Genomic DNA, 13,301 nt, shown 5'->3' with positions numbered 1-13,301 from the left:
ATCGAACCCGGGCACGCCGCTCCGCAGCGTCACACGCCTGTGGTCCTTGGTGAACATCTGCCGTTCGGCCAATAAAGCATCTCAATAATCAAAGCCATCTATATTGGCTATGGACCGAGGAATTCGCTCGCGTAAGAAGGATTGTCACCATTCGTGTCGAAAACGAAGACACTCCACCCTGGATCTGGCATATGGAATTTTCACAGCGTTTGAGACGGCTCCGTACGGCACGCGGACTTACCCAACTGGATCTGGCCGATGCCGCCAGCGTTTCCGTCTTGCAAATCCGGCTCTATGAAGCCGGAAGCGCCTATCCGTCGCTGAATGTGTTTCGTCGAATGGCGATCGCGCTCCGGGTCAGCACTGATGCGATTCTCTTCGGCGCTGACGAACGCGGGCCTGACGACGCCTTGCGGTACCAGTTCGAAGCAATCTCAAGGATGCCTGAACGTGTTCGCGAACTCGCGCAGGAATTGCTTGATGCGCTGATCGTCAAGAATCAGATCGCGGAGAAGAGGAAAGGCAAGCAGTAAACGAAGCGCGGGCCGTGAGTGTTGCAGCACTCTCGGCCCGCTGACCACCACCAACTCATACGAGGAGTTGATCATGGCTGACGCCAATCATAAAGCACGTGCAAAGCGCCGGGAACCGGAGACCACCCTTTGGCTGCCGCTTCGAGGCTCGCCAGACCCGGTCATGTGGTCCGATCGGCCCTGCATGCCATGGATGGAAGTTATCGACGCGCACTTCAAGCTGTTCGGGTTCGAACCGGGTGGGCGCGTGTATCTCTCCATCAATCACACCAGCAGGAAGATTTCCATCACCCCGGATTACGCGGACCCGCTTGTCAGGGGGCATGTGATGGAAGGCGTTCAGAACAGAGGATTCCAGTTCGATCTTCCAGGGATGTAACTGCCGGGCTCGCCGCCCGACCGTGCCGGGAACGAACTACACGACGAGTTCGCTGCTCACGCCTCCAAGGGCGAATGCGTTACGTGAACGGCACATAACCGCCACCGGCGGCTCGACCAGCCGCGTACGCAATACATCCGCACCAAAGCGTGGTTGCCGATGCAGTCCCACCGGGACTGCGCGGTCGGTGACTTAACCCACCAAATATAGCAAAAAAGAGATAAACTGATGACTTGGCATGTCGAGTTGATACCCGAGGCCACAACCGAATTGCTGGCGCTGCCGCCCGATATGCGCGCCCGCTTCCTCCACATCGCGGAGATGCTCGAGGAGTTCGGTCCACAACGCGTCGGGATGCCCCATGTGCGCCCAGTGGAGGGAAAGCTGCGGGAAATCCGCATGACGGGACGAGATGGCATCGCCCGGGCGATATACGTCGCACGCACGGGGCAGCGCTTGGTCGTGCTGCACGGGTTCGTGAAGAAGACGCGGAAGACACCCCGCAGAGCCATAGAAATGGCCTGTGCCCGGATGAAGGAGGATTGAACGATGACCAGCCTTGCAACCCTGAAGAAGCGGCTGCTGGCCGACCCGGCTACCCAGGCCGAGTATGACGCACAAGCGCCGGAGTTTGCCGTTGCGCGCGAACTCGTCGCTGCGCGCGTACGTGCCGGATTGACGCAGGAACAGGTGGCCGAGAGGATGCAGACGACTCAATCGACCATCGCGCGCATGGAAAGTGGTCGCACGATGCCGTCGCTGCGCACGCTGTCCCGCTATGCCGAGGCGACGGGAAGCCGTGCCGTGGTACGCCTCGAGGCCGCGAAGTAGTTTTCCGGCACGGTCGCCACAAACGAGAAAGGGGTTACGAGAAACAATCTCGTAACCCCTTGCTGGATATGGTGCCGGCTGCAGGACTCGAACCCGCCACCTGATGATTACAAATCAACTGCTCTACCAGATGAGCTAAGCCGGCGTAAGCAGGAGATTCTACCTCATTTCACGATCTTGAGGCGAGGTCTGCCGCTCTTCGACCCGTCGCCGTCGGACGTCGGCGGTTCATCCGCGCCTTCCGACGGTTCTTCGTTCGCGCCGCTGTCGGCCACGGGCGTCAGCCCCGTCGATGCGCCGCGCGTGTCGCCGTGCTGCTCGTCCACGTGCGCTTCGTCGTCGAACTCGCCCGAATCCGGACCATCCTCCGCGACCGCCTCGACCTGGAACGCCATGCCCTGCCCGTTCTCGCGCGCATAGATCGCGAGCACGTTGGCCACCGGAATCTCGAGCTTGTGCGCCTTGCCGGAGAACCGCGCGGTGAACTCGATCCACTCGTTGCCCATCTGCAGCTGGCTCGTCGCCTCGAAGCTGATGTTGAGCACGATCTCGCCGTCGCGAACGAACTGGCGCGGCACGCGCGTCGAATTGTCGACCCTCACCGCGATGTGCGGCGTGTAGCCGTTATCGGTGCACCACTCGTACAGCGCGCGCAGCAAATAAGGCTTCGTTGAAATCTCTTGCATCACAATCCTCTAACCGGAGCGGATCGCGCGGCCCTCCGCGCGCCCCGCTCCGTCATGCCCTTCGTCATGCCATTAACGACGCATGACCTTTTCGGACGGCGTCAGTGCTTCGATATACGCCGGACGGCTGAAGATCCGTTCCGCATACTTCATCAGCGGCGCCGCATTCTTCGACAACTCGATGCCGTAGTGATCCAGACGCCACAGCAGCGGCGCGATCGCGACGTCGAGCATCGAGAACTCCTCGCCGAGCATGTACTTGTTCTTCACGAAGATCGGCGCGAGCTGCGTCAGGCGATCGCGGATCGCGAGGCGCGCCTTCTCGTGGTTCTTCTCGGCCGCCTTGCCCTTCTCGTTCTCGAGCGTGCTGACGTGCACGAACAGTTCCTTCTCGAAGTTGAGCAGGAACAGGCGCGCGCGGGCGCGCTGCACCGGGTCGGCCGGCATCAGCTGCGGGTGCGGGAAGCGCTCGTCGATGTACTCGTTGATGATGTTCGATTCGTACAGGATCAGATCGCGCTCGACGAGAATCGGCACCTGGCCATACGGGTTCATCACCGAAATGTCTTCCGGCTTGTTGAACAGGTCGACGTCGCGAATCTCGAAGTCCATGCCCTTCTCGAACAGCACCAGCCGGCAACGCTGGGAGAACGGGCAAGTTGTGCCGGAATACAGAACCATCATATTTGCGTTTCCTCAAAAAAGCCGAGGGCCAGCGCGCGGAAGAACCCTCCTCCGGGTTCCGCCTTGCGCCGGCCCCACGCCGGTCAGGCGTGATTACTTGATATCTTTCCAGTACGCGGCATTGAGCCGCCAGGCCAGGAAAGTCAGGACGCCGAGAAACACCAGCACCCAGACGCCGAGGCGCTTGCGGGTCTGCTGGGCCGGCTCGGCCATCCATGTCATGTACGCCACCAGGTCGGCCACGGCAGAATCATAATCCACCGGCGACAGCGTCCCGGGGCTCACCTGCTGGAAGCCGACGAGCGTGCGCACCTTCTCGCCCGTCTCCTCGTCCGCCTTGTCTTCGAATTTCGCGATGCGCTGCCCCTGCAGCTGCCAGAGCACATGGGGCATGCCGACGTTCTCGAACACCGCGTTGTTCCAGCCGGTCGGCCGCGTATCGTCGCGGTAGAAGCTCCGCAGATACGTATATAGCCAGTCCCGGCCGCGCGCCCGCGCTTCGACCGACAGGTCGGGCGGCGTGACGCCGAGCCAGTTGTTCGCGTCGTCGGGCCGCATCGCAACGGACATCGTGTTGCCGACCTTGTCGGTCGTGAACAGGAGATTCTTTTCGATCTCCTTCTGGGATATGCCCAGATCCGTCAGACGGTTGTAGCGCATCAGGTTCGCGCTGTGGCAGTTCAAGCAATAGTTTACAAACAATTGCGCGCCATGCTGAAGCGAAACGAGATTTTCCGTGTTATCGGGCGCGCGGTCGAGCGGAAAATTACCCTCCGCGGCCGCCACCGGCGCCGTCAGCAACGCACAGGCGGTCACCCCGATCAGCGCGAGCGTCGAAAGCAGTTTCTTCATGTCGTTCTCTCCTCGCTCACGTTAATGGGGCTTGAAGCGCACCCGCTCCGGCGGCTGCTTGAACGTGCCAAGCGGCGTCCAGACCGGCATGCCGAGGAAGAACGCGAAGTAGATCAGCGCGCACACCTGCGCGATCACCGTCGCGGTCGGTGATGGCGGCCGCGTGCCGAGGAACGCAAGGGTCAGGAACGTGACGACGAAGATCCCGAGGAACACCTTGTGGAACAGCGGACGGTAACGGATCGACTTCACCGGGCTGCGGTCGAGCCACGGCAGGAAGAACAGCGACACCACCGCCGAGCCCATCACGACGACGCCCCAGAACTTCGATTCCGTCAGGTACATGAACACGACGATCGCGGCCGACAGCACCGGCAGCCCGAGCCGCCACTTGCCGCGCGCGCGCAGCAGCGCGAGCACGCCGAGCAGCGCGATCACGATCATCAGCACGATCTTGAACGGGTCGGTGGTCGCGCGCAGCATCGCGTAGAACGCGGTGAAGTACCAGACCGGCGCGATTTCCGGCGGCGTCTGCAGCGGGTTCGCGGGGACGAAGTTGTTCGCCTCGAGGAAGTAGCCGCCCATTTCCGGCGCGAAGAACACGATCAGCGCGAACACGATCAGGAACCCGCACACGCCGAAGAAGTCGTGCACCGAGTAGTACGGATGGAACGGGATGCCGTCGAGCGGAATACCGTTCGCATCCTTCTTTTTCTTGATCTCGATGCCGTCCGGGTTGTTCGACCCCACTTCATGGAGCGCGACGAGGTGCGCGATCACGAGGCCGATCAGCACGAGCGGGATCGCGATCACATGGAATGCGAAGAAACGGTTCAGCGTGACGTCGGACACGACGTAGTCGCCGCGGATCCACAGCGACAGGTCCGGGCCGATGAACGGGATCGCCGAGAACAGGTTCACGATCACCTGTGCGCCCCAGAACGACATCTGGCCCCACGGCAGCAGGTAGCCGAAGAACGCCTCGGCCATCAGGCACAGGAAGATCCCGCAGCCGAAGATCCACACGAGCTCGCGCGGCTTGCGGTACGAGCCGTACATCAGCCCGCGGAACATGTGCAGGTAGACGACGACGAAGAACATCGACGCGCCCGTCGAGTGCATGTACCGGATCAGCCAGCCCCACGGCACTTCGCGCATGATGTACTCGACCGACGCGAACGCGAGCGTCGAGTCGGGCTTGTAGTTCATCGTCAGGAAGATGCCGGTGACGATCTGGTTGACGAGCACGAGCAGCGCGAGCGAGCCGAAGAAGTACCAGAAGTTGAAGTTCTTGGGCGCGTAGTACTCGGTCATGTGCTTCTTGATCATGACCGTCCACGGAAAGCGCGCATCGATCCAGCCGGTGAGACCCGTCGTCGTCGTCGTGACTTCGTTGTGTTCGGTCGTCGCCATTACGCTTCTCCTTTCTCGTCCCGGCCGATCACGAGCGTCGTCGCCGACGTGAACATGTAGGGCGGGACGTCGAGATTCTGCGGCGCCGGCTTGTTCTTGAAGACGCGGCCGGCGAGGTCGTAGGTCGAACCGTGGCACGGGCACAGGAAGCCGCCCGGCCAGTCGTCGGGCAGGTTCGGCTGCGGACCCGGCGTGAAGCGTTGGGATGGCGTGCAGCCGAGGTGCGTGCACACGGCCATCACGACGAGGATGTTCTTGCGATCGGCCCGCGAGCGATATTCGTTCGCGCAGTAAGCCGGCAACGGCATCGAATAGGGGGTCTTGCTGGTCGGATCGGCGACTTCCTTGTCGGCCTTGGTCACGTCGGCGAGCATCGCGTCGGTGCGGTTCAGCACCCAGACAGGCTTGCCGCGCCACGGCACGGTGAGCATCTCGCCGGGCTTCAGCGCGCTGATATCGACTTCGACCGGCGCGCCGGCCGCTTTCGCTTTCGCCGACGGCGCCAGCGACGCCGCGAACGGGATGACGGTGGCGACGCCTCCCACGCCACTTGCTACGGATGTCGCAATCAGCCAGGTACGGCGGCCGCTGTCGACGCGTTTCTCTTCCTTGTCTCGCATCACACGCCCCACTTCTGAGTTGGATTTTCCGTCACGACTTTCCATTCCGCCGCTAGTTTGCTCGAATGGAGTCGTCATTTACAAGGCCCGGAAATGAAAATCCCTTCGAAGTGGTTGATAGTTAAGGGTTTTCCCCCACCACCCGAGTGAATAATCCAACTCACTTTTAAGCGTTTGCTACATTGCGTGTTTTCGATGCGCCGCCGCAATCCGGCCGTTCAGACCGGGTTGTGGATATCGATAAACAGGTGTTCGAGATCGAATCGCTCGGACAAATGGACCCCAAGTGCCTGGATTCCGTAGCGTTCGGTTGCATGGTGCCCCGCCGCAACGAACGCGACGCCGCTCTCCGCGGCCGCGTGCGTGACCGGCTCCGACACCTCGCCGGTGAGGAACACGTCGGCGCCGGCGTCGATCGCCGCGTCGAAATAGCTCTGCGCGGCGCCCGTGCACCACGCGATGCGGCGCAGCTGCTGCTCCGGGTCGCCGAGCACGAGAGGCGTGCGGCCGAGCGTCCGCGCGACCTTCGCGACGAAGTGCTCGAGCGTCACCGGCATGGGCAGCGTGGCCATCCAGCCGAGGTCGCCGTCGCCGAAATGCGCTTCGCCGATCAGCCCGAGCTTCTCGCCGAGCTGCGCGTTGTTGCCGAATTCGGGGTGCGCGTCGAGCGGCAGGTGGAACGCGAACAGGTTCAGGTCGTTCGCGAGCAGCAGCTTCAGGCGGCGGTATTTGCGGCCGGTGATCTGCGGCGCCTCGTTGCGCCAGAAATAGCCGTGGTGCACCAGCACCGCATCCGCCCCCCATTCGAGCGCCGCTTCGAGAAACGCCGCCGACGCGGTCACGCCGGTTGCGATTTTCTCGATCTTGCGGCGGCCCTCGACCTGCAGCCCGTTCGGGCAATAGTCCTTGAACCGCGCGGTTTCGAGGGTATTGTTCAAGTACAATTCGAGTTCGATCCGATCCATATAAACCTCTAGTCCATTCAGATGCTTAGACGCTTCTGGCTGTTCTTCGCGCAGGCGGTCACGGTGCTGCTCGCGCTGATGTTCATCGTCGTAACGCTCAAGCCGCAATGGCTGCAACGGCAAGGACAGCTCGGCAAGCAGCTCGCCACGCCGATCGTCGCCCTGCGCGAAGTCGCGCCCGGTATCGGCGGCGCACCTGCGACCACGTCGTACGCCGACGCCGCGCAAAAGGCGATGCCGGCAGTCGTCAACGTGTTCTCCAGCAAGGACGGCTCGCTGCCGCCCGATCCACGCGCGAAGGATCCGCTGTTCCGCTATTTCTTCGGTGACCGCAACACCCGCAAGCAGCAGGACGAGCCGGCGGCCAACCTCGGTTCGGGCGTTATCGTGAGCCCGGAAGGTTACATTCTAACGAACCAGCACGTCGTCGACGGCGCCGACCAGATCGAAGTCGCGCTCGCCGACGGCCGCACGGCCACCGCAAAGGTGATCGGCATCGATCCGGAGACCGACCTCGCGGTGCTCAAGATCAACATGACCGACCTGCCGACGATCACGCTCGGCCGCTCCGACCAGGCGCGCGTCGGCGACGTCGTGCTCGCGATCGGCAACCCGTTCGGCGTCGGCCAGACGGTGACGATGGGGATCATCAGCGCGCTCGGCCGCAATCACCTCGGCATCAACACGTTCGAGAACTTCATCCAGACCGACGCGCCGATCAACCCGGGCAACTCCGGCGGCGCGCTCGTCGACGTGAACGGCAACCTGCTCGGCATCAACACGGCGATCTATTCGCGTTCGGGCGGCTCGCTCGGCATCGGCTTCGCCATTCCGGTGTCGACCGCGCGCACCGTGCTCGAGAGCATCATCACGACGGGCTCGGTCACGCGCGGCTGGATCGGCGTCGAGCCGCAGGACGTCACACCGGAGATCGCCGAGTCGTTCGGCCTGCAGCAGAAATCGGGCGCGATCGTCGCGGGCGTACTGCAGAGCGGCCCGGCCGACAAGGCGGGCATCAAGCCGGGCGACATCCTCGTATCGGTCAACGGCGAGGAAATCACCGACACGACGAAGCTGCTGAACGTCGTCGCGCAGATCAAGCCGGGCGCGACGGCCAAGGTGCACGTCGTGCGCAAGGGCAAGGAGTTCGACGTGAACGTCGTGATCGGCAAGCGCCCGCCGCCGCCGAAGCAGGCGCTCGACGAGCAGGACAGCGATACCGAATGACGCCGCCGGCGGCACGCCACCGCGTCGTTGGGGCCACAAACAAGAAGGGCAGCCGGTCGGCTGCCCTTCTTGTTTGTTTGTGTGAATCGCGACATTGATCGGCTTGCGCGTCGCGGTTCAGGCCGATCCGGCGGCAAGCGCCGCCTCGCCTTCACGCGGTCAGCTGGCCGCCTCGCCATTCTCCGCTTCGGCTGCCTGCTGTTTCGGCACGACGAACCGCGCCGCAATGATCCCGGCCTCGTACAGCACGACGAGCGGCAGCGCGAGCATCAGCTGCGAAAACACATCCGGCGGCGTGACGACCGCCGCGACGACGAAAGCGCCGACGATCACGTAGGGCCGGATCTCCTTGAGCTTCTTCACGGTCAGCACGCCCATCCGGACGAGCAGCACGACCACGATCGGCACCTCGAACGTCACGCCGAACGCGATGAACATCCCGAGCACGAAGCTCAGGTAATTGTCGATATCGGTCGACATCTCCGCGCCGAGCGGCGCGTTGTAATGCGCCATCACGCGGAAGATCGTCGGGAACACGAGGAAGTACGCGAACGCCATCCCGCACAGGAACAGCACGTAGCTGCTGCCGACGAGCGGCACGACGAGCTTCTTCTCGTGCTGGTACAGCCCCGGCGCGACGAACGCCCAGATCTGGTACAGCACGACCGGCAGCGCGATCACGAGCGCGACGAGCATCGTCACCTTCATCGGCACGAAGAACGAGCCGGTGACGTCCGTGACGATCATCCTGCCGCCCTTCGGCAGGTTCTCCATCAGCGGGCGCGCGAGCAGCCGGAAGATGTCAGGCGCCCAGTAGACGAGCCCGAGGAACACGACAATCACGGACAGCCCCGCGCGGATGATGCGGTCGCGGAGCTCGACGAGATGGGAGATGAAGGTTTCTTCCGGGCCTTCGTCCGGATTCTGCTGGGGGTCGCTCACACCGGCCCTCGGTTGGATTGACGAGCGAGCATGCGCTCGGCTCAGAAGAAGCGCGCCGGCCGGCGCAGGCTCGCCGGCTGGTGGCGCGCGACGCGCGCGGCGCCGGACTGCACGTGCGTGCGGCGCGTGGTGGCGCGCTTGTACCAGACAGGCGTCGTCGCCTGCTTGACCCGCCAGTTACGGCGCTTCGGCGCCGGCGCGGCGGTGCTGCCGAGCCACGACGGCGCGGCCGGCGAGCCGGAGCCGTCGACCGTGTCGGTCGCGCCGCCGACCGCCGAATTCCACGCGGCGTTCAGGTCCTGCTCGTGCTCGCGCAGGTTGTCGTGAATCGTGGTCTCGACATTGCGCGCGGCGGTCTCGAAATCGCTTTTCATCGTCCGCAGCGCGTCGAGCTCGATCTCGCGCGAGACCTCGGCCTTCACGTCGTTGATGTAGCGCTGCGCGCGGCCGAACAGCGCGCCCGCCGTGCGTGCGACACGCGGCAGGCGCTCGGGACCGAGCACCACGAGCGCGACGACGCCGATCAGCGCCATCTTCGAAAGACCGAGATCCAGCATGGAGAATGCCCGTCAGCGTGCCGGCGTCACGCCTTGTTCGAATCGGAACGCGTCGTTTCCTTCGCGTTGACGTCCACCGAGCCCGAACGCGGCAGTTGCTGCGCGTCCGCGGAAGGTGCATCGCCGTCCTTCATGCCGTCCTTGAAGCCCTTCACGGCGCTGCCCAGGTCGTTGCCGATGTTGCGCAGCTTCTTCGTGCCGAAAACCAGCGCGACGATCAGCAGCACGATCAGCCAGTGCCAAATGCTCAATCCACCCATGATGAAACTCTCCTCAACCACGCCGCTCGCGGCGCAAATCGCCGGCAGTGCGCCGGCCTCGACCATCGACGCGGGAAACGCCCCGCGCCGTCAACCCATCCGGTGCCAGGGGCGCGGACCCGCCAGGATATGCGCGTGCAGGTGGTACACCTCCTGCCCGCCGCCGGGGCCCGTATTGATCACCGTGCGAAAACCGGTTTCGCCGCCGTGATAGGCCACGCCGAGCTGCTCGGCCAGGCGCGCGACGAGCACCAGCATTCTACCAAGCAGCGGCGCGTCCTCTGCCCCGGCCGACGACAGCGTCGGCAGGTGCTTGCGCGGAATCACGAGCACGTGCGTCTCGGCCGCCGGGCGGATGTCGCGGAACGCGACGAACTCTTCATCCTCGTGCACCTTCGTGCTCGGGATCTCGCCTGCCGCGATCTTGCAGAACAGGCAATTCGGATCGTGACTCATGATGCTCCTGAAGGTGCGCGCCGCGGTGTCAGAACCACGCCTGCGGATCGAGCGCCTTGTTGTCGTTCAAGTACAGCCAGCCCTTGATGATACGGTACAGCGTCCAGATCCAGACCGCTCCCAGCACCAGAAATCCGATGCCGACGAACAGCAGCGCGAAGCCGATCACATACGCGATCAGCGCGCGCCAGAACGTGCGGATCTGCCATTCGAAATGGTCCGCGTACGGCGTCCCGGCCGTGTCGTCGCGCTTCACGTAGTTGATGATGATCGCGATGAGACCCGTGATGCCGCCCGTCAGCCAGTGCACCGCATAGAGCGCGTACAGCACGTGAGTCAGCGTGCGCAGCCCGTTCAGGCGCTCGCTTTCCGCGCTGCCCGGAACCGGCGGCGGGAACTGGCTTGGCGTATCGGTCATGATGCTACCCCCGTTCGATGACAATTCTTACAGCTTGCCACGATGTGGCCGCCGCCGCACGGCGACATGCATCAGCCGCCGTTTTCTTCGCGCTCGCGACGCTTGCGCAGCGCCTTTTCCTCTATGCCGGACATCCCTTCGCGACGCTCGAGCTCGGCGATCACGTCGGCCGGGCTCAGGTCGTAATGGGACAGCATCACGAGGCAATGGAACCACAGGTCCGCCACCTCGCCGACGAGCGCCGTCGGCGCGCCGCCCTGGCGCACGTCCTTCGCGGCGAGCACGACTTCGGTCGCCTCCTCGCCGATCTTCTTCAGCACCGCGTCGTCGCCCTTGTGGAACAGGCGCGACACGTACGATTGATCGGGATCGCCGCCCTTGCGGCTATCGATCACGGCCGCGAGGCGCAGCAGCGTGTCTTCGGTCGTTTGCGTCATTTGTAGATGTGTTCGGGGTCTTTCAGCACCGGCTCGACCGCGACCCAGTCGCCGCCGTCGACGGTGCCTTCGAATTTCTGGAAGAAGCACGAATGCCGGCCGGTGTGGCACGCGATGCCCGACACCTGCTCGACTTTCAGCAACACGACGTCCTCGTCGCAATCGAGGCGCACCTCGTGCACGTGCTGCACGTGGCCCGACTCCTCGCCCTTGAACCACAGGCGCTTGCGCGAGCGCGAATAATAGACGGCGCGCCGCGTTTCGATCGTTTTCGCCAACGCCTCGCGGTTCATCCACGCGAACATCAGCACGTCGTTCGTCGACGCTTCCTGCGCGATCACCGGCACGAGGCCGTTGTCGTCCCAGCGGACCTTGTCGAGCCACGCCGGCATTGCGTTACCCGTGCTCATCACAACCTCACCGGAATGCCCTGGTCGGCCATGAAGCGCTTTGCCTCGCCGACCGTGTGTTCGCCGTAGTGGAAGATGCTCGCCGCGAGCACCGCATCCGCGCGGCCGTCCTTGATGCCGTCCGCCAGGTGCTGCAGCGAGCCGACGCCGCCCGACGCGATCACCGGCACCGGCACCGCATCCGACACGCCGCGCGTCAGCGCGAGGTCGAAGCCCGACTTCGTGCCGTCGCGATCCATGCTGGTCAGCAGGATCTCGCCCGCGCCGAGCTCGGCCATCTTGCGCGCCCACTCGATCGCGTCGAGCCCGGTGCCCTTGCGGCCGCCGTGCGTGAACACTTCCCAGCGCGGCGTCTCGCCGTCGGCGGACACGCGCTTCGCGTCGATCGCGACGACGATGCACTGCGAGCCGTACTTGTCGGCCGCGTCGCGCACGAGCTGCGGGTTCGCGACCGCGGACGAGTTCATGCTGACCTTGTCCGCGCCCGCGTTCAGGAGGCGCCGGACGTCCTCGACGGCGCGCACGCCGCCGCCGACCGTCAGCGGGATGAAGACCTGCGACGCGACCGCCTCGATGATCGGCAGGATCAGGTCGCGCTGGTCGGACGTCGCGGTGATGTCGAGGAACGTCAGTTCGTCGGCGCCCTGCTCGTCGTAGCGGCGGGCGATCTCGACGGGGTCGCCCGCGTCGCGCAATTCGACGAAGTTGACGCCCTTGACGACGCGCCCGGCGGTAACGTCCAGGCAGGGAATGATGCGTTTAGCTAGAGCCATGATGTGCGCCAAGTGCCGCAATTAGGGGCGGCCGCGAGCGACCGCCCGGTCAGGGCCGCCCGGCGGGCAGCCCCGGCAAGGGTGACGACGGCCGGTTCAGGCGTTGTCGAGCTCGCCGTTCAGTTCGTCCGCGCGCTTCTGCGCGGCCGCGAAGTCGAGATCGCCGGAGTAGATCGCGCGGCCGCAGATCACGCCTTCGACGCCGTGCTCTTCCACTTCGCACAGCTTCTCGATGTCGTTGAGGTTCGACAGGCCGCCGCTCGCGATCACCGGAATGCCGACCGCTTGCGCAAGCTTCACGGTCGCCTCGATGTTGATGCCCTGCAGCATGCCGTCGCGGCCGATGTCCGTGTAGACGATCGATTCGACGCCGTAGTCCTCGAACTTCTGCGCGAGGTCGATCACCTCGTGGCCCGTCAGCTTGCTCCAGCCGTCGGTCGCGACCTTGCCGTCCTTCGCGTCGAGGCCGACGATGATGCTGCCCGCGAACGCGCTGCACGCGTCCTGCAGGAAGCCCGGGTCCTTCACGGCCGCGGTGCCGATGATCACGTACGACAGGCCGGCATCGAGATACTTCTCGATCGTCTCGAGGCTGCGGATGCCGCCGCCGAGCTGCACGGGAATTTCATCGCCGACTTCTTCGAGGATCGCCTCGATCGCCTCGAGATTCTTCGGCTTGCCGGCGAATGCGCCGTTCAGGTCGACGAGATGGAGCCGCCGGGCGCCGAGGTCGACCCACTTGCGGGCCATCGCCGCGGGATCCTCGGAAAAAATCGTAGCCTGGTCCATATCGCCCTGTTTGAGGCGCACACACTGACCGTCTTTGAGATCGATGGCCGGAATCAGCAACATAGCAAT

General features: G+C 64.2%; 20 protein-coding genes and 1 tRNA gene. 5 read left to right on the top strand and 16 right to left on the bottom strand.

All coding sequences use genetic code 11. From position 1 onward, the window contains the following. Positions 1-191: 191 nt before the first annotated feature. The 4 genes from ACFIMZ_RS02315 (at position 192) to ACFIMZ_RS02300 (ending at position 1,743) form a co-directional block, all read left to right on the top strand. Positions 192-533: a helix-turn-helix domain-containing protein gene (locus ACFIMZ_RS02315; RefSeq protein WP_431821213.1), complete on the top strand. Its 342-nt coding sequence runs from the start codon at positions 192-194 to the stop codon at positions 531-533. A gap of 73 nt (positions 534-606) precedes the next feature. After that, positions 607-912, top strand: coding sequence for a hypothetical protein (locus ACFIMZ_RS02310; RefSeq protein WP_431821212.1), 306 nt, complete (start codon positions 607-609; stop codon positions 910-912). 228 nt (positions 913-1,140) lie between these two features. Continuing rightward, positions 1,141-1,458, top strand: coding sequence for a type II toxin-antitoxin system RelE/ParE family toxin (locus ACFIMZ_RS02305; RefSeq protein ID WP_431821211.1), 318 nt, complete (start codon positions 1,141-1,143; stop codon positions 1,456-1,458). A gap of 3 nt (positions 1,459-1,461) precedes the next feature. Continuing rightward, positions 1,462-1,743 (top strand): helix-turn-helix domain-containing protein, encoded by a 282-nt coding sequence (locus ACFIMZ_RS02300; RefSeq protein WP_076479648.1) that lies wholly within the window; start codon positions 1,462-1,464, stop codon positions 1,741-1,743. Between the two features lie 69 nt (positions 1,744-1,812). Here ACFIMZ_RS02300 and ACFIMZ_RS02295 read toward each other — a convergent pair. The 7 genes from ACFIMZ_RS02295 to ACFIMZ_RS02265 form a co-directional block, all read right to left on the bottom strand. Beyond that, positions 1,813-1,888: transfer RNA gene (locus ACFIMZ_RS02295), tRNA-Thr, on the bottom strand. 19 nt (positions 1,889-1,907) lie between these two features. Continuing rightward, positions 1,908-2,429, bottom strand: coding sequence for a ClpXP protease specificity-enhancing factor (locus ACFIMZ_RS02290; RefSeq protein ID WP_431821210.1), 522 nt, complete (start codon positions 2,427-2,429; stop codon positions 1,908-1,910). 72 nt (positions 2,430-2,501) lie between these two features. Next, positions 2,502-3,113 carry a glutathione S-transferase N-terminal domain-containing protein gene (locus ACFIMZ_RS02285; RefSeq protein WP_006400565.1) on the bottom strand — a complete coding sequence of 204 codons (612 nt, stop codon included), beginning with the start codon at positions 3,111-3,113 and terminating at the stop codon, positions 2,502-2,504. Positions 3,114-3,206: 93 nt separating this feature from the next. After that, a complete protein-coding gene (locus tag ACFIMZ_RS02280) occupies positions 3,207-3,965 on the bottom strand; it encodes a cytochrome c1 (RefSeq protein WP_431821209.1) in 759 nt (252 codons plus the stop codon). A gap of 21 nt (positions 3,966-3,986) precedes the next feature. Next, the gene (locus ACFIMZ_RS02275) at positions 3,987-5,378 is read right to left on the bottom strand and encodes a cytochrome b (RefSeq protein ID WP_431821208.1); all 1,392 of its coding nucleotides are present in this window, start codon (positions 5,376-5,378) and stop codon (positions 3,987-3,989) included. Then, the gene (petA, locus tag ACFIMZ_RS02270; RefSeq protein ID WP_431822412.1) at positions 5,378-5,998 is read right to left on the bottom strand and encodes a ubiquinol-cytochrome c reductase iron-sulfur subunit; all 621 of its coding nucleotides are present in this window, start codon (positions 5,996-5,998) and stop codon (positions 5,378-5,380) included. Before petA ends, ACFIMZ_RS02275 begins: the two co-directional genes overlap by 1 nt. A gap of 218 nt (positions 5,999-6,216) precedes the next feature. Beyond that, entirely contained in the window at positions 6,217-6,963 is a 747-nt protein-coding gene (locus ACFIMZ_RS02265; protein ID WP_431821207.1) for a Nif3-like dinuclear metal center hexameric protein, read from the bottom strand. Between the two features lie 21 nt (positions 6,964-6,984). Between ACFIMZ_RS02265 and ACFIMZ_RS02260 the strand changes: the two genes are divergently transcribed. Then, positions 6,985-8,190 carry a Do family serine endopeptidase gene (locus ACFIMZ_RS02260; protein ID WP_431821206.1) on the top strand — a complete coding sequence of 402 codons (1,206 nt, stop codon included), beginning with the start codon at positions 6,985-6,987 and terminating at the stop codon, positions 8,188-8,190. A 159-nt stretch (positions 8,191-8,349) separates the two neighbouring features. Here ACFIMZ_RS02260 and tatC read toward each other — a convergent pair whose 3' ends face one another. From tatC to hisA, 9 genes are all read right to left on the bottom strand, one after another. Continuing rightward, complete coding sequence (gene tatC, locus ACFIMZ_RS02255; RefSeq protein ID WP_431821205.1) at positions 8,350-9,132, bottom strand: twin-arginine translocase subunit TatC; 783 nt, start codon at positions 9,130-9,132, stop codon at positions 8,350-8,352. Between the two features lie 41 nt (positions 9,133-9,173). Continuing rightward, positions 9,174-9,689 carry a Sec-independent protein translocase protein TatB gene (gene tatB / locus ACFIMZ_RS02250; RefSeq protein WP_431821204.1) on the bottom strand — a complete coding sequence of 172 codons (516 nt, stop codon included), beginning with the start codon at positions 9,687-9,689 and terminating at the stop codon, positions 9,174-9,176. 26 nt (positions 9,690-9,715) lie between these two features. Next, a complete protein-coding gene (tatA, locus tag ACFIMZ_RS02245; RefSeq protein WP_059558397.1) occupies positions 9,716-9,949 on the bottom strand; it encodes a Sec-independent protein translocase subunit TatA in 234 nt (77 codons plus the stop codon). 90 nt (positions 9,950-10,039) lie between these two features. Next, positions 10,040-10,405, bottom strand: coding sequence for a histidine triad nucleotide-binding protein (locus tag ACFIMZ_RS02240; RefSeq protein WP_431821203.1), 366 nt, complete (start codon positions 10,403-10,405; stop codon positions 10,040-10,042). A 28-nt stretch (positions 10,406-10,433) separates the two neighbouring features. Then, entirely contained in the window at positions 10,434-10,823 is a 390-nt protein-coding gene (locus ACFIMZ_RS02235) for a DUF4870 family protein (protein WP_431821202.1), read from the bottom strand. A 71-nt stretch (positions 10,824-10,894) separates the two neighbouring features. Further along, entirely contained in the window at positions 10,895-11,260 is a 366-nt protein-coding gene (locus ACFIMZ_RS02230; protein ID WP_084900054.1) for a phosphoribosyl-ATP diphosphatase, read from the bottom strand. Next, entirely contained in the window at positions 11,257-11,670 is a 414-nt protein-coding gene (hisI, locus tag ACFIMZ_RS02225; protein WP_431821201.1) for a phosphoribosyl-AMP cyclohydrolase, read from the bottom strand. Before hisI ends, ACFIMZ_RS02230 begins: the two co-directional genes overlap by 4 nt. After that, on the bottom strand, positions 11,670-12,443 hold the full coding sequence (gene hisF, locus ACFIMZ_RS02220; RefSeq protein WP_431821200.1) for an imidazole glycerol phosphate synthase subunit HisF: 774 nt from the start codon (positions 12,441-12,443) through the stop codon (positions 11,670-11,672). Before hisF ends, hisI begins: the two co-directional genes overlap by 1 nt. Positions 12,444-12,539: 96 nt before the next feature. Then, complete coding sequence (gene hisA, locus ACFIMZ_RS02215) at positions 12,540-13,295, bottom strand: 1-(5-phosphoribosyl)-5-[(5-phosphoribosylamino)methylideneamino]imidazole-4-carboxamide isomerase (RefSeq protein WP_059753747.1); 756 nt, start codon at positions 13,293-13,295, stop codon at positions 12,540-12,542. Positions 13,296-13,301: the final 6 nt, after the last annotated feature.

Source organism: Burkholderia sp. F1, from assembly GCF_050813845.1.
GTDB lineage: Bacteria > Pseudomonadota > Gammaproteobacteria > Burkholderiales > Burkholderiaceae > Burkholderia > Burkholderia ubonensis.
Note: the sequence above shows the minus strand (reverse complement) of the source record. Positions and strands in the feature narration are given on the sequence as shown.